16 protein-coding genes are annotated in these 20,356 nt (G+C 49.6%); 1 reads left to right on the top strand and 15 read right to left on the bottom strand.

What is annotated here, in order from left to right; all coding sequences use genetic code 11:
* Nucleotides 1-155: 155 nt before the first annotated feature.
* Both K0036_RS04305 and K0036_RS04300 read right to left on the bottom strand, forming a co-directional pair.
* Complete coding sequence (locus tag K0036_RS04305; protein ID WP_220430826.1) at nt 156-3,470, bottom strand: ABC transporter permease; 3,315 nt, start codon at nt 3,468-3,470, stop codon at nt 156-158.
* A gap of 9 nt (nt 3,471-3,479) precedes the next feature.
* Nucleotides 3,480-4,184 (bottom strand): ABC transporter ATP-binding protein, encoded by a 705-nt coding sequence (locus K0036_RS04300; protein WP_025645004.1) that lies wholly within the window; start codon nt 4,182-4,184, stop codon nt 3,480-3,482.
* Nucleotides 4,185-4,297: 113 nt separating this feature from the next.
* Here K0036_RS04300 and K0036_RS04295 point away from each other — a divergent pair, with 113 nt between their 5' ends.
* Nucleotides 4,298-4,804, top strand: a complete 507-nt coding sequence (locus tag K0036_RS04295; protein ID WP_220430825.1) for a GNAT family N-acetyltransferase — start codon at nt 4,298-4,300, stop codon at nt 4,802-4,804.
* Nucleotides 4,805-4,866: 62 nt separating this feature from the next.
* Here the strand turns inward: K0036_RS04295 and K0036_RS04290 are convergent, their stop codons facing one another.
* The 13 genes from K0036_RS04290 to K0036_RS04230 form a co-directional block, all read right to left on the bottom strand.
* Nucleotides 4,867-6,279 carry an amidophosphoribosyltransferase gene (locus K0036_RS04290; protein ID WP_025645008.1) on the bottom strand — a complete coding sequence of 471 codons (1,413 nt, stop codon included), beginning with the start codon at nt 6,277-6,279 and terminating at the stop codon, nt 4,867-4,869.
* A gap of 87 nt (nt 6,280-6,366) precedes the next feature.
* Complete coding sequence (gene gatB, locus K0036_RS04285) at nt 6,367-7,800, bottom strand: Asp-tRNA(Asn)/Glu-tRNA(Gln) amidotransferase subunit GatB (RefSeq protein WP_220430824.1); 1,434 nt, start codon at nt 7,798-7,800, stop codon at nt 6,367-6,369.
* Between the two features lie 2 nt (nt 7,801-7,802).
* Entirely contained in the window at nt 7,803-9,353 is a 1,551-nt protein-coding gene (gene gatA / locus K0036_RS04280) for an Asp-tRNA(Asn)/Glu-tRNA(Gln) amidotransferase subunit GatA (RefSeq protein WP_220430823.1), read from the bottom strand.
* A gap of 15 nt (nt 9,354-9,368) precedes the next feature.
* Complete coding sequence (gene gatC / locus K0036_RS04275; protein ID WP_025645012.1) at nt 9,369-9,662, bottom strand: Asp-tRNA(Asn)/Glu-tRNA(Gln) amidotransferase subunit GatC; 294 nt, start codon at nt 9,660-9,662, stop codon at nt 9,369-9,371.
* 15 nt (nt 9,663-9,677) lie between these two features.
* The gene (locus K0036_RS04270; protein WP_220430822.1) at nt 9,678-10,787 is read right to left on the bottom strand and encodes a hypothetical protein; all 1,110 of its coding nucleotides are present in this window, start codon (nt 10,785-10,787) and stop codon (nt 9,678-9,680) included.
* 32 nt (nt 10,788-10,819) lie between these two features.
* Nucleotides 10,820-12,154 (bottom strand): aspartate--tRNA(Asn) ligase, encoded by a 1,335-nt coding sequence (aspS, locus tag K0036_RS04265; RefSeq protein ID WP_025645016.1) that lies wholly within the window; start codon nt 12,152-12,154, stop codon nt 10,820-10,822.
* 437 nt (nt 12,155-12,591) lie between these two features.
* Nucleotides 12,592-14,154 (bottom strand): ClC family H(+)/Cl(-) exchange transporter, encoded by a 1,563-nt coding sequence (locus tag K0036_RS04260; RefSeq protein WP_025645018.1) that lies wholly within the window; start codon nt 14,152-14,154, stop codon nt 12,592-12,594.
* A 66-nt stretch (nt 14,155-14,220) separates the two neighbouring features.
* Nucleotides 14,221-15,132 carry a DUF4340 domain-containing protein gene (locus tag K0036_RS04255; RefSeq protein ID WP_220430821.1) on the bottom strand — a complete coding sequence of 304 codons (912 nt, stop codon included), beginning with the start codon at nt 15,130-15,132 and terminating at the stop codon, nt 14,221-14,223.
* 17 nt (nt 15,133-15,149) lie between these two features.
* Complete coding sequence (locus tag K0036_RS04250; protein ID WP_220430820.1) at nt 15,150-16,616, bottom strand: GldG family protein; 1,467 nt, start codon at nt 16,614-16,616, stop codon at nt 15,150-15,152.
* 9 nt (nt 16,617-16,625) lie between these two features.
* The gene (locus K0036_RS04245) at nt 16,626-17,492 is read right to left on the bottom strand and encodes an ABC transporter permease (RefSeq protein WP_220430819.1); all 867 of its coding nucleotides are present in this window, start codon (nt 17,490-17,492) and stop codon (nt 16,626-16,628) included.
* Nucleotides 17,476-18,498 (bottom strand): ABC transporter ATP-binding protein, encoded by a 1,023-nt coding sequence (locus tag K0036_RS04240; RefSeq protein WP_220430818.1) that lies wholly within the window; start codon nt 18,496-18,498, stop codon nt 17,476-17,478. The genes K0036_RS04245 and K0036_RS04240 overlap by 17 nt, the downstream gene beginning before the upstream one ends.
* A gap of 142 nt (nt 18,499-18,640) precedes the next feature.
* Complete coding sequence (locus K0036_RS04235; protein ID WP_025645026.1) at nt 18,641-18,952, bottom strand: hypothetical protein; 312 nt, start codon at nt 18,950-18,952, stop codon at nt 18,641-18,643.
* Nucleotides 18,953-18,972: 20 nt separating this feature from the next.
* Nucleotides 18,973-20,241, bottom strand: a complete 1,269-nt coding sequence (locus K0036_RS04230) for a DNA polymerase Y family protein (RefSeq protein ID WP_220430817.1) — start codon at nt 20,239-20,241, stop codon at nt 18,973-18,975.
* Nucleotides 20,242-20,356 lie beyond the last annotated feature (115 nt).

Below are 20,356 nucleotides of genomic sequence, written 5' to 3'. Positions count from 1 at the left end.
ATTTTTTGCGGCTATCTCCCGCTTGATTATCTATCAGTTATGATAATACGGAGAAATTCAAAAGTCAATAGAAAATTAGCACTCTTTTAAAAAGAGTGCTAACAATTTCCGTGAAAACATAAATTTTCTTTTAAGAGTCCTTTTAAAATATAATCCTATTCAACACTCTTTAATGACTCAACCATATCGATCTTTCGGAGTTTAAAATACATCACTCCATTGACGATAAAGGAAAACGCCACGGTAAACGCCAGGCTGTACAGATAGCTGGGCAGATTGATGTTGCGTCCGAACATGGCAGCGTCCACTTCTACCGTTTGGATCACGAACAAATGGAGAATCCTTCCAAGAACTGCCCCGACAGCCGCTCCCACAAATGTCAGGATGATATTTTCCCTGTACACATAGACTGCCACTTCCGGATTGTAGAATCCCAGCACTTTAAGCGTGGCCAGCTCCCTCTGCCTTTCCGTAATATTAATATTATTCAGATTATAAAGCACGACAAAGGCCAGCATTCCTGCCGAGATGATGAGGACAACGATTACCAGGTTCAAACTCTTTAGCATATCGTCCAGCTGCTTCTCTATGTCATGCATATAGCCAACACTGAGCACCGCATCCTCCGCTACAATCTTTTCTCCGGCCTTCTCCAGCTGCTTCTTCGTATAAGAATCCTTGGCGGCAAAGAATATGCTGTTATAATCCGGCTTCTCATTGTACACTTTCTCATAATATTTTGGCGTCATGTAGAGATAGTGCCCCATATAATTCTCACAGATATGCTCGATCTTTACTTCTTTATTTCCATCCTTCTCATCCTTGATGTAGACGCTGTCCCCCACTTTTACATCCAGCAGTTTGGCGGTCTTCTCGCTTATGATCGCCCCCTCATCCGATAGTTCGTAGGCTTTCTTGGTCTTGCGGTCCCGCAGATGGATGTACTGATCCATTTTTCCCGGATCTTCCAATACGCATTCATAGGTCTCCCGCTCCTTCTTGCCATTGACCAGCGTCACACTCTGCATATTAGCATCAATAAAGCGCTGCACGTCCTTGTCTTTTTTAAGGAATCCCCTTAAATCCTGCTTCTGCTCATCCGTCAGATTCTCCTGAAGATAGATGCTTCCGTCATATACCTGGATATCATCATACTGGATGTCCGCGATATCAAAGATGGAATCCTTAAGCCCAAAACCAACCAGCATCAGGGCCATACAGCCTCCGATCCCGAATATCGTCATGAAGAAACGCTTTTTATATCGCATCAGATTCCTTACGGTAGACTTCCATGTAAAGTTCAGATGCTTCCATATTATCCTTATCCGTTCCAGAAATACCCGCTTTCCATTCTTCGGCGATGGCGGACGCATCAATTCCGCTGGCTGCGCGTCCAGTTCCCTGTAGCAAGCCAGGAATGTAGCCGCCATGGTACAGATGATCGCCGCAAAGGAAGCGATTGCCGCATATTGCCAGTTATATGGCACCAATATCTTCGGGATATGGTGATACATAATCTCGTACGCATAGATAATGATGAAGGGAAGGATCTTTTCACCTACCAGCACGCCGATCACGCTTCCGCCCACCGTCGCCAGAAGGGCGTAGCCCAGATATTTGGACGCAATGGCGAATTTGTCATAGCCCAGCGCCTTCATGGTTCCGATCGCGGTGCGCTGCTCCTCCACCATGCGGGTCATGCTGGTAAGGCTGATCAGCGCGGCTACCAGAAAGAAGATGACCGGGAACACCTTTCCTATGGCCCGCATCCGGTCAGCATTCTCTCCGTATCCGGAGAACTCCGGCAGAGAACTTCTGTCGTAGACGAACCATTTGGGCTTCTCGATATCGGCAATCTCCCTTTCCGCATCGCTGATCTTCTTCTCGCCGTCTTCTATCTCGGCCTCGGCTTTGGCCTTGCCGTCTTCATATTCCTTCTTGGCATCTTCCAGTTCCGCAGCCTTAGCGTTCAGTTCATTCTCGCCATCGGTCAGCGTAGCCTCCTTCGAATGGAGTTCCTGCCATCCGGCATCAATCTGCTCCTGCCCAGACTTTATCTGGGCAGAGGCCTGGCTAAGCTGCTGTTCGCTGCCATCCAGAGCGGCCTTCGTATCCTGAAGTTTCTGCTCGCCATCGCTTAACTGCTTTTTCGCCCCTTCAAGTTTGGCAGACTGCTTGGCATATTCTTCTTCCTGCGCGCTAAGCTGCTGATTTGTCGCATCTGCCTGCTCCTTTAGTCCTCCCAAGGTCTGGAGCCATTCATCATATCCGGGCTCCGATGGATCCATGGGATTGTCCTCCATCCCTTTTATGTTCTCCAGAAGCTGGTTATATCCGCTCCATCCCTGATCCAGCTGCTGGCGGAACACAGCCAGCCCTTCTTCTCCCTGCCGGATCTGTTCCTGCGCCGCCGGCTTGCCTGCGGCAAACTCTGCCGCGCCCTGCTCATAGGCGGCCTTTCCCTCCTGAAACTTTGCCAAGCCAGCCTCATACTCTGCCTTTGCATTGTCCAGTTCCTTCTGCTTGGAATTCAAGGTTGCCTTTGCATCGGCAATCTGGCTCTTGCCGTCCTCTATCTTCGCCCGGGCATCGCCTAACTGCTGCTCGCCATCGGCAATAGCATTGGCCGCATCGCCTAGTTTCTGATCAGATTCTTCTTTTCCTTTCGCAAGTTCATCCTTGGCTTTGTCAAGTTCGGCATTGGCATCATCCAGCAGCTGCTGCCTTCGTATCTTACCCCGGTCCCCGGTAATGTCTTCTATCCCATCCATAACCTCTTCGATCTTTTTATCATAGGCCTGCGTATAGGTCGTCAATTCCTTTGCCCCTGCCACCTGCACATAGGCTTCCGTATAGGCCGGCATGTCAAACGTCTGTTCCGGGACGATCAGGAATCCATCTATGCTTCCGGTCCCGATGGTGGCGCTGCCTCTGCCAAAGGAGATATAGCAAGGACTGCTTCCGGTTCCGACTACCGTAAGCTCCTCTGTCTTTAACGTATCTGAGACCGGATCGCTGGTTCCCGACTTTAGCGTAATCTTATCGCCCACCTTGTATCCCATCTCGTCGTCCGCCAGGCATTCCCCAATCTTCTTTGGAAGCCTGCCATCCGTCACCGCCGCCTCATTCATATCTTTTTGCAGCGCCATCACGTGAAGGACATACTGCTCATCTTCCGTATTGCTTAGGAAATCCGCGCTGTATGAGCCTTCGGCCTTCGCCACATTGTCTACCTCTTGAAGCGCCCGGATATCATCTTTCGTAATACCCAGCGTGCTTACCGTCTTAATATCAAAAAGATTCGCGCCATCGAAATATGCATCTCCGGTTATCCGCATTGACGGCTCGGAGGAGCGTATCCCAGAAAAGAAAGCAACTCCGAGCGCCACAATAAACAGGATTGATATAAAACGCCCTGAACTCTTTCTTATCTCCATATAAAAATCTTTTCGCGTAGACCTTGTTCCCATGCGCCACCTCTACCACTCTATCGTCTCAACCGATACAGGATATTTATTCTCTATAATGTCCGAAACTTTTCCGTTCTTGATCTTTATCACGCGGTCCGCCATCGGCGCTATCGCTGAATTATGCGTAATGAGTATGACCGTCATTCCCTTGTTGCGGCAGGTATCCTGCAGCAGTTTAAGAATAGCCTTTCCTGTATTGTAATCCAGCGCCCCTGTAGGCTCGTCGCACAGCAGAAGCTTCGGATTCTTCGCCAAAGCCCTGGCGATCGATACTCTTTGCTGCTCCCCTCCGGAAAGCTGTGCCGGAAAGTTGTTCAGCCGCTCCCCCAATCCCACTTCTTCCAGTACGTCTGCCGCGTCCATAGGATCCTTGCATATCTGTAGCGCCAGTTCCACATTCTCAAGCGCGGTCAGGTTGGGGATCAGATTGTAGAACTGGAATACAAAGCCAATATCATCCCTTCGGTACGCGGTAAGCTGCTTCTGGGAATAGGTCGCAATATCCTGTCCGTCCACCAGGACCTTTCCTTCCGTCGCCGTGTCCATCCCCCCCAGAATGTTAAGGACCGTGGTCTTGCCCGCGCCGCTTGGCCCTACCACTACCGCGAATTCGCCCTTCTTGATCTGGAAGTCGATTCCCGCGGCGGCCATGATCTTAACCTCGCCCATATTGTATATCTTTTTCACGCCCTCTAATGACACAAACCTGTCCATTGCCTTCCTCCGACCTCTGAATTCATTATTGTATCTTTTTATTATATCACTTATAATAGCAGAAGAGAATTGACTTATTTATAAAACTATTCTAAAGAACAGGAGCCAAGAATATGAACACGACAGAAATACGTCCCGCCAAGTCTGACAGCGAGATACAGGACATCGCCATATTAGCGGAAGAGATATGGCATCAGCATTTTACGCCAATCATCGGCAAGGAGCAGGTGGACTATATGGTAGATAAGTTCCAATCCTATCCTGCCATCAAAGCGCAGATAGAACATGACGGCTATGAATATTTTCAGATCTATCGTTCGCATGCCATGGCAGGCTATACCGGCATTCACCAGGAAGCGGACGCGCTTTTCCTAAGCAAGCTGTATGTCAAAAAGGAATTCCGCGGATGCCATCTGGCAACAGAAGCCTTCCAGTTCCTTGTAAATCTTTGCCGTGAAAGAGGCCTTTCTAAGATCTACCTCACCTGTAATAAGCACAATGACAATACCCTGGCCATCTATGATCATCTGGGATTTAAGATTACGGATGAGCAGGTGGCGGACATCGGAAATGGGTTTGTCATGGATGATTATATATTGACCTATGCCATTAGCAATTAACTGATCACGCGTTAAAAAGGGAGAGCCTTCTATTGCTCTCCCTTAAAATGTTTCTTATTCTTCTATTCTTTTCCATCAAAGCAATAAGTACATAACTTGCACGGCTCGATGCCAATGGATGCGATCAGGTCATCCAGCCTGTGATAGCGCAGCGTCGTAAAGTTCTGCCGCTTGCGGATCTCCTCGATCAGCTTTGCGTAGCGGCAGGAGCAAGGATCCGCATACTCGTCCAATACTTCCTGAGGGCAGTCTTCTCCTTCTTGTTCCTTTATGACACGTCTCGTTATCAGTTCCAATTCTGACTTGGAACGTGAAAAGTTCAGATACTTGCAGCCGTATAGAAGAGGCGGGCACGCCGGACGGACATGCACTTCTTTTGCCCCGCTATTGTACAGGAATTCTGTAGTCTCCCGAAGCTGGGTTCCACGCACGATGGAATCGTCGATCAACAATAGTTTCTTATCCTCGATCAGGGCCGGTACCGGAATCAGCTTCATCCTGGCGATCAGATTACGCTGGCTCTGGTTCTGCGGCATAAATGACCGCGGCCAGGTAGGTGTATACTTAATGAAAGGCCTTGCATATGGAATGCCTGCCTCATTGGCGTATCCGATCGCGTGCGCGATACCAGAATCCGGCACGCCGGCGATCACGTCGGGATGTACGGAATCTCCATCTCTTTTTGCCAGCATGCTCCCGCATTTGTAGCGCATCTCTTCTACATTGACTCCCTCATATGAGGAGGTCGGATATCCATAGTATACCCACAAAAAGGAGCATATCTTCATCTCTTCTTTTGGAGCGCTCAGGGTTTCCACCCCTTCCGGAGTGATAAATGCGATCTCCCCTGGGCCTAGTTCTTTATAGTCCGAATAGCCCAGATTGATATAAGCAAAGCTTTCAAAAGAAACGCAGTACGCGTCTTCTTTATGCCCGATAGCAAGCGGAGTCCTTCCATAGCGGTCCCTCGCGGCGTATAGCCCGTCCTCTGTCATGAGCAGAAGCGTCATGGAGCCGTCTATGATCTCCTGTACATACTGGATTCCCTCCACAATCGTTGGCTTCTTACAGATAAGGGATGCCACCAGTTCCGTGGCATTGACCTGCCCGCCGCTCATCTCCTGGAAATGAGAATGGCCATCCTTATAAACACGCCCCAGCAATTCATCAAAATTGTTGATCTTGCCGACCGTCGTGATGGCAAAACTGCCAAGATGGGATTGTATCAGCAGGGGCTGCGGCTCAAAGTCCGAGATACAGCCGATTCCAAGATTTCCCTCCATCTCTTCCACATCACGCTCGAATTTCGTACGGAACGGCGAGTTCTCAATGTTGTGGATCGCACGGTTGAATCCAGCCTTGCCGTGTGTTGCCATACCTCCTCGTCTGGTTCCAAGATGCGAGTGATAATCTACTCCATAAAAAAGTTCTAATACGCAATCATTCTTTGACGCTACGCCAAAAAAACCTCCCATATGACTTCTCCTTTTCTATTCATCGTATTTTATATTCCATGATATTACTCAAGAATTGTAACACATGGCAGCCGCTTCTGTCTAATACTAACTTAACATCTCTCTTAACTTCTGGCTTGCCAGTCCCGGATCCGCCTTGCCTTTCATGGCCTTCATCGTCTGTCCCACGAGGGCTCCCAGGGCTTTTTCTTTCCCGTTCTTAAAATCAGCGACAGCCTTCGGATTCTCTGCGATCACCTGCGTCAGCACTTCCATAAGCGCGCCTTCGTCATTCACCGTCTTAAGTCCGTGCTTCTCTACGTAGTCTTTTGGATCTACGTCCTCTTCAAATATCTTTTCAAATACTTCTTTTGCCACGGAACTGTTGATGGTTCCCGCGTCGGCAAGTTCGATCAGCGCTGCGAGATTCTCCGGCGAGAACCGGATATCTTCCGGCTGCATATCATGCTCCTTCAGGAGGCGGAGGGTCTCAACCATCAGCCAGTTGGATACTTTCTTTGGCTTTTTGCAGATAGCCGTGGCCTCTTCGAAGATATCCGCCATATGCTTGGAACTTGTGATAATCTCCGCGTCATACTGAGGAATATCAAATTCCTTCCTATATCTTTCTAGTTTCTCTGCCCGCAGTTCCGGCTGTCTTGATCTTACTTCCTCGATCCATTCATCGCTGATGGTCACGGGAACCAGGTCGGGTTCTGGAAAATAGCGGTAATCCTTCGCGTCTTCTTTGGAACGCATGGCATAGGAGGCCTCTTTGTTGTCATCCCACCTGCGTGTTTCCTGGACTACTTCTTTCCCTTCTTCCAGAAGTTCTATCTGGCGCCGGCGTTCGCCTTCGATCGCCCTGGCTATGGCCTTAAAGGAGTTCAGATTCTTCATCTCCGTCCGGGTGCCAAATTCCTCTCTGCCGACTTCCCGGACAGACAGGTTGACGTCCGCTCTCATGGAGCCTTCCTGCAGCTTGCAGTCGGATGCCCCCAGATACTGGATGATGGTGCGCAGTTTCTCCAGGTAAGCGATCACCTCTTCCGCTGAGCGCATATCCGGCTCGGATACGATCTCCACCAGCGGGACGCCGCTTCGGTTATAATCCACCAGCGAGGTGTCATCCCATTCGTCGTGGATCAGTTTTCCTGCGTCTTCTTCCATGTGCATCTCATGGATGCGTACCTTTTTCTTAATGTCCCCTGCTTCGATCTCCACATATCCGTTTCTTGCAATCGGCAGATACAGCTGGGATATCTGGTAGTTCTGCGGATTGTCCGGATAGAAATAATTCTTGCGGTCAAATTTGCATTCCCTGGCTATCTCGCAGTTGGTGGCAAGGCCGATTGCCATAGCATACTCTACCACCTGCCTGTTCAGAACCGGAAGAGACCCCGGCATGCCAGTACACACCGGGCAGGTGTGCGTATTGGGCGCGCCCCCGAACTGCGTGCTGCAGGAGCAGAAGATCTTGGTCTTAGTTGCTAATTCCACATGGACTTCCAGTCCGATCACCGTTTCATACTGTCTGGTCATGATTATCTGCCCCCTTTCTTGCTTTCATCCGCCCGGGCAGCTTCCTGCCCTGCCATGTCCTTTACAAAGCCAGGCCTTTCATAAGGCCTCGTCTGTTCGTATGCGTATGCTGCCCGAAGGATCTTATGCTCCTCAAAGCAGTTGCCAAGCAGCTGCATTCCCACGGGAAGCCCCTTTGAATCCATCCCCACCGGTACGCTGATTCCAGGAAGGCCGGCCAGATTAGCGGAAACAGTATAGACATCCGCCAGATACATTTTCATCGGATCGCTCAGGCTCTTTCCTAATTCCGGCGCTGTTGTAGGCGCAACTGGAGCCACAATCACATCGTATTTCTCAAAAGCCTTGTCAAACGCTTGTTTAATAAGAGCCTTTGTCTTCAATGCCTTCAGATAATAAGCGTCATAATAGCCGGAACTAAGCGCAAAGGAACCCAGCATGATCCTTCGCTTTACCTCGGAGCCAAATCCCTCCGAGCGGGTTTTTTTGTACATATTATGAAGTCCTTTGTATTCCTCCGTGCGGTATCCATATTTCACTCCGTCAAAGCGGGACAGATTGGAACTTGCCTCCGCTGAAGCGATCACGTAATAGGCAGGGACTGCATACTGTACAAGGCTGAGATCGAATTCTTCCACAACCGCGCCTTTTTCCTCCAATACTTTTACTGCGCTCAGAATCCGTTCCTTGACTTCCTGATCCAGCCCTTTTCCGAAATAATCCTGTGGGATGCCAATTCTCATCCCCTTCACATCATCCACCAGAGCGCCGGTAAAATCATAGCCCTTGATTCCTTCTTCTCTTCCCGGATAGGCATATGTGTTCCGGTCAATCGACGTGCTATCCTTCGGGTCATGAGAAGCGATCGCTTCCAGAATCGTCGCGCAGTCCGTCACATCCTTCGCGATCGGCCCAACCTGGTCCAGAGATGAGCCATAGGCCACCAGACCATAACGGGATACCGTGCCATACGTAGGCTTGATCCCCACAACGCCGCAATAGGAACTAGGCTGGCGAATGCTCCCGCCGGTATCAGTACCAAGCGCAAACGCGCATTCTTCCGCTGCTACCGCTGTGCAGGAGCCGCCGGAGGAGCCGCCCGGTACATGCTTTAGATTCCATGGATTCCTGGTCTCTCCAAAATAAGAGGTCTCTGTCGTACTTCCCATGGCAAATTCATCCATATTGGTCTTGCCAATGATCACTGCCCCCGCCTTTTCCAGATTCCTGACTGCCTCTGCTGTATATGTGGGCTTAAAGTTTTCCAGAATCTTAGAACTGCAGGTAGTAAGCATATCCTCGGTACAAAGATTATCCTTGATCGCCACTGGCACTCCCGCCAGAGGGCCTGTAAGGCTGCCTTCCTCCAGCTGCTTCTGGATCTTTTCCGCACGTTTGAGGGCGCCTTCCCTGTCAACCGTCACAAAACTGTGAATCTTTTCCTCTGCCTTTTCTATCTGGCTCAAAGATGCTTTTACGGCCTCTGCTACCGATATTTCTTTCAATCTGATCTTTTTTCCTATTTCCACTGCTGTCATGCTCATAATATTCATTGTATCCGCACCCTCCTAACCGATTGTCTTTGGTACTTTGAAACTGTTGTTCTTCTGAAGCGGCGCATTGGCCAGCGTATCCTTGCTTCCGTCCTCGTTCGTCACCACATCTTCGCGGAATACGTTTTTAATAGGAAATACATGGGACATCGGTTCTATCCCTTCCGTGTCCAGTTCATTTAACGTATCTATATAATCCAGCATTTTCTCCATATCGGCCTTCGCGTCTTCCTTCTCCTGGCCCGACAATTCGAGTTTTGCCAGAATTCCTACATATTCAATGGTCTCGTCTGATATTTTATGTGCCATAACTGCCTCCTTCTATCATTGATAAAAACTGAAATAATCTGTTGACTTTATCTTTTCGCTTGGCGTCAGTGTCACGGAGAGGTCGTCTTTGCAGAATATGGTTGCCTGTTCCGGAAGCACCAGATATCGGAAGGAACTTCCATCCATTCCATCTTCTTCGAGATCAAGCCCCACATAGTCCCATTCTTGTCCGCCTTCACCATAGATCTGTACTTCTACGATTCCATAGCCGCTTGTCAATTCCACATCGTAGATGCCCGGAGCGAAATCCACCCCTGCGGTCTTGGTTTCGCCGGATGCCAGTTCAACTCCTTCTGTCAGAGGGTTCGCCTCGACTGCCATATCTAAGTCCTGGGCATTCTTGGATTTCAAGGTGATGATATCCTTGCTCGTGATCGTCAGGGTCGCGCCCTCATACAGACGGATATCCTTAATCGTGTCCGTTTCTCCTTGTGTATATTCAAACAAGTAGATCCCGTTTTCATCATCATCTACCCTGACCGCGTCAAAATCATCCTTTGGAAATGCCTCATAGGTTCCTTCCGGAATATGCACCCCTACAATATAATTCCCGGATGTCAGGCTATATTCTACAGATTCGCCTTGCTCGGAGAGTTCTCTCGTCACATAGGCGTAAGGATCATAATTATCTGCCGCATCCGTTCCCGATGGCTCTAATGTCTCGCTGCTTCGGTCTTCCGTTATGCCAATCAAGATTCCCGCAACCGTAAGAATAATCGTAAGGATCGTGAAAATCTTCTTGCCTTTGTTCTGTTTTTTGGCTTCTGCGGCCTGCCGGCTGCTGATCTTCCTCTGCTGCGTCTCCTCCATTCTCTGAGGCTGCCAGCCATATGGTACCTCATGCTGTCCTTGATCCTGCCGTGGATTCCGGCTCTGCGTATTCTGGCTTTGCATCCCTTGAGCCCGCTGTTTTATATTCTCTTGCCGAGGCTTTGCCTTCTGCCTTTTTGGCTCCTCATGGACATGCGTAAGCGGCATATCGTCGCAGCTGCTCTCATTAATCTTATAATTCTTATCCGCCTTATTATTATCCAAGCCGCATTCTGTACAGATCCCTCTTCCGTCAAGCTTCCCCCCGCATAACGTACACTTTCTGCCAAACATATTTTTCCTCTCCTATACCTCTGAAGCCTCTCTTATGGCTCCAGCCTGCTCAAGTCTCTTGGGAAGAGCGTAGTCTCTCTTACATTGTCCTCCCCAATCAGTTTCATGGTCAGACGCTCCAAGCCAATGCCGATTCCTCCGTGCGGCGGCATGCCATGCTTGAAAGTATCCAGGTACTGCTCCATTCCTTCCTGGGACATGCCCCTTGCCTTAATCTTCTCAGCCAGCATCTCATAATCGTGAATGCGCTGCCCGCCTGTCGTAATTTCCATTCCTCTGAACAGCAGATCAAAACTCAGCGTATATCTGGGATCCTTTGGATCATCCATCGCATAGAAGGGGCGCTTCTTGGACGGGTAATGTGTCACGAACACAAAGTCGCTGCCCCATTCTTCCTTGGCATACTGGCTGATCAGCTGCTCTTCTTCCGGCTCCAGGTCAAAAGGATTCCTCATCTTATGACCATACTTCTCAGACACCTTTTCTTTAATATCGCTGAATTTTACCGCTGGAATTTTCTCCACCTCTGGAAGCGTGATGCCAAGGATCTTGAGTTCTTGCGCATAATCTTTTTTCAGCAGTTCCATTGCATATTGCAGATACCCGGTCTCCATCGCCATAATATCCTCGAATCCATCGATATAGCCCATCTCAAAGTCCAGGCTGGTGTATTCATTCAGGTGACGCTTGGTATTGTGCTTCTCTGCCCGGAATACCGGGGCTGTCTCAAATACTCTGTCGAATACGCCAACCATCATCTGCTTATAGAACTGGGGGCTCTGGGCAAGAACCGCAGGCCTGTGGAAATATTCCAGCTTGAAGATATTCGCGCCGCCTTCCGCGCCTTTCGCTCCAATCTTTGGCGTATGAATCTCCGTAAAACCCTGACTGTAAAGGAAGTCCCGGAAAGCACGCGTCAATCCTTCCTGGATTCTGAATTTGGCACGCTCTCTTATGTTTCTAAGAGAAATGGAACGGTAATTTAACTTTGCTTCCAAAGACGTGTTCAGCTTCCACTTAGAAATGGCCAGCGGCATCATCTCAGCCTTGGGCTGGCTTAAGATCTTCAGATTCTCCATCCGTATCTCTATGCCGCCCGGAGCCTTTTCATTTTCTTCAAGCACGCCCTCTACCTCTATTGTGGCAGCCTCCTTGATATCTTTCAAGTCAAACTTTGCGGTGCCCTCTTCGTATACTCCCTGAAGAAGCCCCTCCCGTTTTCTCAGGATGACGAATGCCACTGTCCCCATATTCCGGATGGCATGCACGGCGCCGTTTACTTTGACTGTCTGGCCTGGCTGCGCCTGCTTCCGTAATTCGCTGATTTCTAAAGTGTCCTTGTGTCTTACTCCTGTTAAATATTCCATTTTGTCCTCCTTTTCTTTTCCGGGACGAATTGCAATGTTGGTTTTAGAACGCAGTCCTCATTGCCAACGCGAAAAAAACCGTCCCAAGGAGGGATACTGTTTGTATCTCTCCCGGGACGGATATCTTCTTTGCTATCCGCGGTACCACCCGCTTTGAGCCTTGTGACTTTTTATGTGACTTGGCTCCTCTCTTGCACGTAACGTGTGCCTACGTACCGGCCTACTTAGGTTCAGACGGTCTGCTCCAGAGTGTTCCCTTTTGTTCTTATTCCTCAAGCGGCGCTCTCAGTCGGTGACGCCTCATTCCTGTCAAGTTCCAAAGAACAGAGTCTCTTTCATCGCTTTATTGTTTAAAATTTGTTTTATATGTTAGCACACCGATTTCTCGATTGCAAGGAGAAAATATTATAGAATTGTATTTTTCTATAAACACTCCCCTAGAACATATCGCTGCACAGCCGTTCCATTCGATCATGCACGGTGCTGATGTCTCGTTCGTCCGTCATGGTTACGATCACGTCACCTACCTGCAGCCTGGTCCTGCCTTTGGGAATGATTTCATCTGCTCCCCTCTGGATTGCCACAAGCAGGCAGTTGTTGGGCCATTCAATCTCGCTGATCGTCGTATCTTCCAGCCTGGAGCCCTGGCGCACCACGAAGTTTGTCAGTACTTTCTGGCCATGGTCTTTGGATACTTTCTGGCCTTGCCGCTCCAGCAGGCGTTCCAGCAGGCTTTCATAGATTGGCTTGGACTTTAAAAGCGTAGCCACAATATAGGCCACGATGGATACGATGGACAGGGACAGCATCTGGCTCAAGGAGCCGGTCATCTCAAAGATCAGGATGATCCCGGTAAGGGGCGCGCGCACGATCGCCGCAAAGTATCCGGCCATGGCAAGCAGTACGAAGTTGTTGATATACATTGCATCCAGTCCGAAGAACTGCACCCCTACGGTGGCGAAGGTTCCTCCAATGAATCCTCCCAGCACCAGCAGCGGAAAGAAGATGCCTCCCGGGGCGCCTGAGCCGAAGCTGACGGCTGAGAAGAGGAATCTGCCTATCAGGATAAACAGGACCGTCCCCAGCATCACATCCGTATTGGTAAGATATTCAATCAAGGCATGTCCGCTTCCCAGAAGTTCTGGCGCCGTAAATCCGAGAATTCCGGCACAGACAAACGGAATAATGAGCTTTGTCGTAGTGTTTAAAAATTTGGCATTGTTATAAAGGGACTGGACTTTCAGCGTAAACCAGTTATAGAACGCTCCCGTAGCGCCAAGAACGATCCCAAGCGCCACGATCATCCAGTAGTACTCCTGTGGCAGGGCCTTTACAATGTCAAACTGGAAGACAGAATCTATGCCCAAAACGGTAGAAGACAGGAAATCCGCCGTCAGCGAGGCCGTCATGACCGACAGAAGCACGGACACGGAAAAGTTCTTGTGCACTTCTTCCAGCGAAAACATGACCCCGGCAAGCGGCGCATGGAACGCAGCTGAAAGGCCGGCGCTGGCCCCGCAGGTCAGGAGGAACCTTTCCTCTGTCTTCCCTCTGTCCATCCCCCGGGAGATTCCTTTTCCTACCATAGCGCCCAGCTGGATGGACGGGCCTTCCCTTCCCAGCGCAAGTCCTCCCAGCAGGCATAAGAATCCTCCTGCAAACTTGGCAGGAAGGACCTTCCACCATTTCTGCTCCAGCTTGCCTACCATCTCTCCCTCCAATTGAGGGATGCCGCTCCCGGATATCATCGGCTCATAGTTCACCAGTTTCCCGACAAGCCACGCCATCGCAATCAGGATCAGGAACCATGCGGCAATTCTTATCGGGCTTTGCCTGGCATATTCCAGAATCATATTCAGCCATTTGCCGGCGTATTCCAGGCACATCCGGTACAGAAGCACCACCAGCCCTCCAATGCCGCCTACCAGTATTCCTTCTCCAATTAGTATGATCTGAAAGCGCTCCGCGCGCTTGATGGTGCTGGTTGTATCTTTCCTCAATGTTCTCCCTCCCGTATATTCTCTCTCCTTTATTATACAGGAAGGGATTTTATTATCCAGTATTTTTTATTCTTTTGCGTCCTCCTGGTTCACAGTGATCATGTTGGATACCACATCCTGGCTTACTTTATAGGCCATCTTGGAATCTTTCACCATTACATATCTGCTGGCGCCATCTTCACTCATTTTGCCGATGTAGACGGTAAATGTTTTCTTTTTCCCTGACTGGGCATCTTTATAGGCCGCCTCTGCCGTGACGCGGCTTGCCTCGTCCAGCCCATAGGCGCTTAATTCTTCGTCCGTCACATGATAGTCCGCACATTCGGTCAGGGTCAATGCTCCGAATCCTCCAGCCAGTTCCGCCAGTTCATCCTCTTCTTTGTAGGTCGTCGTCTCCCCATTTTCCGTGATCTTTACTTTCTTCAGACTGCCGCTGCTGATAGCCGGCACCACATCCAGCTGGGCCAGGCCAGACAGGTCAAACTGGAGGGCGGATACCAGGCTGCTAGAAATGGTATATACTTTCTGCGTCCCCTCTGTCATGGCATAGTAATCCTCTCCCGCCGCATCCCCTACATACAAGGTTTCCTTATCGCCGTCTTCTGTCGTCAGGTCAATCGTATAAGAAGGCTTCGTAAGGCCATAATCATCCAGATCATCCGGCTCTTTTAACTCCCGGACTGCCGCAAGGCTCGCGGCGGCCTCCCCGATACTTTCTACAGCACTCTGGTTCAGCCGTATTTCTTTATCATCTTCCAGTTTCCAGGTTCCATCTTCCTTGACAAAACTCATGGTCTCCTGGCCATTCGAATAAGAAAATGAGGACAGATTCTTAAGATCCGTGACCGTGATCTTTTCTGCTGCCGCTCCTGCTTCTTTTTCGGCAGCCTTCTTGCCCCAGGCCTTCAGGCCGCCATATATGGAGGCCAGGACTGCCAGGATCAGGATTAATATTACCATCGTCTTTTTCTGCTTCATAACGCCCCACCTTCTCCCTATGCTTTTCTTCTCTTCCACCATTTTACCAATCCATAGACCAGTATGATAAACGGGATGCCGAATATCAATAGAAGGCTGATGAGGCCGGCATGCTGCATGGTATTATAAGTTACCTCCAGGCTCTTTGGCTCAATTGCCACATTCTGCACGTCATCAAAGTTGGCTGACACTGCGTTCATGAATAGGTCCAGATTCTCCAGCGTCGTAAATGCGTCCGTAATCTGCGCGTCAATCAGGCTTTCCGCGGATATGACGGTCAGCCTTGCCTGCTTTTCCTCCCCGCCGCTGCCGGATGTGCTTTCATCTTCGACGCTTTCATCCTTGTGTGCATCGCTTCCTTCATCAGACGAAATGCTTTCCGTGGCAACCGCCCCCAGCGTATAGGATCCTTCCTTCTGCGCCTCCTGGGTCACCGCATATGCGTTGGAGGAAGTACTCATAAACGGCGTCACGGAAATGGTATCCCTTGCCGGATCCGTCAGATTCATCCCGTGGGCATTGGAAAGAAGCACCATGTCCGTATCCAGTCCTTCCGCCATATCACCGGATGCGCTGATTTCCGGGAAGATATAGTAATAGTTCCCCTGGTAGCACCTCTGCATATCCGCAATGTACCCGTCCGCCTGCTCCATGCCATACTCCGCAAGGAATTTCTTCAGATTCGGCGTATCCTCTTTTGCATCTCCCAGAATCAGAAATACCTTTCCGCCTTTGGACATGTAGTCCGCAAGCATTGCGCTTTCTTCTTCTGTAATATCTTTGACCGGCCCGTAGAGGAACAGAAGGTCGCAGTCATCTGGTACCTTTCCGGCCATCAGAAGATTCACTTCTTCCTCCGACATATTATTCTTATCCAGAAGTTCTGATACCGAGGAGGAAAATGTGCTCTCCCCGTGTCCCGTGGTATAATACATCTTTTTCTGGGTATCGCTGGTCACATAATGAATGGCGCTGGTAAGCTGCCCTTCCCCGTCAAACTCTGACTCGGTAGCGCTTCCAGTCGTATAGTAAGAGTATTCATCCACCACGATGATCTTATCAAAGGCCACCGTCGTGGTCTTTCCGGTATCTTTGCAGGAAATCAGTATCGTATTGGCTTCTACATTGTTGTCCTTGAGTGCAGAAGGATGGAGCACCGGGTCTACCCATTCCACCTTGATCTGATCTGAAAGAGCGGCATACTTCTTAAGAAATGTCCGGATTCTTTCATCCGCGAAATCTTTTTCTGCAAATACTTTGAAAGTGACTTTATGATCCAATTTTTCCAATATCTTTTTGCTCGTCTTGGATATCTCATAAATCTTGTTGTCGCTGATGTCTATCTTGCGGATATTCTCCGGCAGCTGGGCGGCGATCAGATTGATAACCACTACAATGCCTACGACCAGCGCGATCAGTCCTACGCTGTAACTGCCGTTCCTGGAAGTCCGATTCTGAAATGTCTTTTTTATCTTTTCTAACATAAGCCCCTCCTAACTCCAACGTCTTTTCTGTATCATCTGCATAGTTAAAAAGATGAATATGCCAATCAGCGACAAGTACAGGACAATGCCGCTGATGTCCAGCAGACGGTCGGACGCGATACTGGCAAAGGCCTTTGTCAGATCCAGTCTTCCCAGAATCTGTGACAGGGCATTCTCCCACAGGCTTGATTTGACGATATAGGAAATCACGCCCCCTGCGATGACCACAGCCTCCAGCGCGCCGCTGATCATCCAGTTCTTCGTCATCTGCCAGATTCCTGCCGCCACAAGGGTCAGGATCAGGATGGCTCCGATTACATTTGCCAGCGCTGAGGAAGGAAGGAAATCCAGGATCCCATTCCATAAGTACAGAAGAACCAGGATTCCGAAGGTCCCGATCGCCGCGATAATCTGGCTCTCCGTCAAAGACGAGATGAACATGCCGATGGAGATGTAGACGCATCCCAGCAGAAAGAACATCAGGATGGACAAGTAATCAACCAGAATATACGCCGTGCCCTGGGCCTTGATAATCCATGGGAATATCAGATATATTACGCACGGGATTGCCAGAATGGAGGCCATCGCCAGGTATTTGCCCATCACGATCTTAAACAGGCTGACCGGCGACGTCAAAAGCAGCTGGTCTGTCTTGCTCTTTTTGTCCTCCGCGAAACTTCTCATCGTAAGAATGGGAATCACTATCATGAACACAAAAAGAATTCCCGATAAGACATAAGAAAAATATGGATACCCATAATTCAGGTTGTACGCCATAAAGTAAATTCCTGTAAATGCCACCAGAAATGCAATAAATACATAGCCGATCATGGAATGAAAATAGGCGCCTAGTTCTCTTTTATATATCGCTCTCATCCGTCTCTTCCTCCTTGCTGTCTTCTATATTTTCCTGGAAGTCCTGGCTTTCCGCAGAATCGCTGCCTTGCGCTTTATCCCCTTGCGTCAGTTCAAGGAAGATGTCTTCCAGCGTGGACTTGTTCAGCTTCAGAGTCAGAAGCGGAATCCCTTCCTTCGCGAACGCAAAGAATAACTGCTCCCGGATGTCTGACTGCCCTTCTGACTCTATCCGCACGGTAACGCTCTCTTTCGTCTCTTCCTGGTACTCGGCCTTGCTGATTTGGGGAATCTCCTTTAGGATAGCCCTTGCCTTCTCCATGGATGTCTTAGCCTCCAGTTCCACATGGCCTGTGCCGCTCATAAGATTCTCCAGATTCTCTGGCGTGTCGCTGGCTACCAGCTTTCCCTTGGCAATAATCATGATATAGTCACAGACTTCCCGGACTTCCGCCAGAATATGGGAACTCAGGATTACCGTGTGATTCTTGGCCAGCGTACGGATCAGTTCCCGGATTTCTATGATCTGCTTAGGATCCAGACCTACCGTAGGCTCATCCAGAATGATGATCTCCGGGAATCCCAGGATTGCCTGGGCAAGGCCCACTCTCTGCTTGTATCCTTTGGACAGATTATGGATCAGGCGGTTCTGCACCTCCTCAAGCCTTGTAAGCTTTGCAACCTTCTCTATTTGTTTTTTTACTTCATCTTTGGGAATTTTCTTTAATTCAGCCGCAAAGTTCAGATACTCCCATACGGTCATTTCCATATAGAGGGGCGGCTGTTCCGGCAGATAGCCGATGCACTTTTTCGCCTCCTGGGGCTCTCTTAGAATATCATGTCCATTTATCAGGATCTCGCCTGATGTGGCTCCCAGATATCCGGTCATAATGTTCATCGTCGTGGACTTGCCCGCGCCATTTGGCCCCAGGAATCCATAGATCTGGCCTTTTTCCACGGTGAAGCTTAAGTCATCCACGGCCAGGTGCTTTCCATAACGTTTGGTTAGATTCTTTACTTCAATCAATGCGCTTCCTCCTGTCAATCATAATAGTTCTTAACAGTATAAGGGCAGTTTTTGAAAAGTATGTGGTAAATGTATGTTTATTCTGTGAACTCGGCTTTTTGTCATTGACCTCAAAAAACCGGGCTTCTGGCTGCACGCAATGTCACTCCCATACAATCTTGAATATACATTCTTCCAGATGAAAGAACAGCCTAAAGCCGCGCCGCATCCCTTGTGTCACTCCGCGGCAGACGTACTCCACCATGGGAATTCCGCAGTAATTCTGCTTCTGGGAATATAGCACTTCTATGTCTGATATTCCCCGGATCATCCCTTCCTCGTCCTGGTATTTGATATACTTTGGAAGCGTGTTTCCCTGACTGGTGAACCAGCAGCCACAGGCGACTGCCTCCTGCCTTCCCTTAATCTTCCCTCCATCTGCCTTCCCGGTATTTACTCCGACTCCGAATGCCATGCTCTTCGCCCCTTTCCTTTCTAATCAATCTTGATCTTTGTATAGTCTACGCTTCTCTTTTCCCTGGAAATTCCCCCTGAGAGATGGTCAATCCTGGGCTGTCCCAGGAACACCGCCCGCTTTATCGCATCCATCCCATGCCTGTAGCGGATATGGTCGATGGTTCTATCCCATCTCTTTTCCTTCAGATAGTCTCCGGAATCAAACAGGCTCATCTGCCGGCTCCACCCGGCCTCCCCCACCTTGCCGGTATGGATGCCCAGCTTGCGGATCGGCATCTGGTTCCAGGCCTCATCCAGAAGCCTGGCTGCCGCCTGGTAAATTTCCTTCGTAATATCCGTGGGATTCTCAAGCACCCTCTGGTGGGAGATCCGGTTGAATTCACAGTCGCAGATGTCAAGGCTCACCACCTGTATCTCTGCCTCATCCTTCCGGATACGCATCCCCAGCGTTTCCGCCAAGCCAAGCAGCACGATCTTAGCCGTGGCCGCATCCTTTACGTCAAAACTGATGGTCGTGCTGTTGCCGTAGCCTTTGTTCGGCGCTTCCACAGGCTGCACCACGGAAAAATCCCGGCCATTGGCAAAGTTCCAGATGACTTCCCCGTGGGACTTCAGATGCCGCCTTAATAGTTCCGGGTCCGCTTCTGCCAGTTCCCCTATGGTCTCAATCCCAAGTTTTCTTAATTTGCCCGCGCTGGCCTTTCCGACAAAGAAAAGTTCCTCCACCGGCAAAGGCCGCATCTTCCTGGGAATCTCCGGCGGGTACAGCGTATGCACCCGGTCCGGCTTCCTAAACTCCGAGGCCATCTTGGCCAGAACCTTGTTGGTTGAGATGCCCACATTCACGGTAAATCCCAGTTCCTTTTTTATCCGGTCCTTGATATCGAATGCCGTCTGGACGGGATCGCCATACAGATGGATGGTCTGCGTCATATCCATATATACTTCATCGATGGAATATTGCTCCACATCCGGGGAGTATTCTTTTAAGATCTTCACAAATGCCCTGGAACACCTTTCATACAGGCCATAATTGGGCGGCGTGATCAGAAGATCGGGACATTTCTGCCTTGCCTGGGGGACGGGTTCTCCTGTATGGATCTTATATCTTTTCGCAGGGATGGACTTTGCCAGGATAATCCCATGCCTCTGGCTGATATCCCCGCCAATGGCAGAAGGAATCCGGCGCAGGTCTGTGCGGGCTCCCAGGAACTTCAGGCGGTAGACCGCCTCCCAGCTTAGGTACGCAGAATTCACGTCAATATGATATACGGTTTTCTCTTCCATTTTTTCACCCCTTCTATATCCCAAAGCATATCAGAACACATGTTCGTTTTCAATGAACAGTTTTTTCCAAAATATGATTGTGATTTTCTCCGGGAACTTTTATAATAAACACTAT

Source organism: [Clostridium] scindens (genome assembly GCF_019597925.1).
Lineage (GTDB): Bacteria > Bacillota > Clostridia > Lachnospirales > Lachnospiraceae > Clostridium_AP.
Note: the sequence above shows the minus strand (reverse complement) of the source record. Positions and strands in the feature narration are given on the sequence as shown.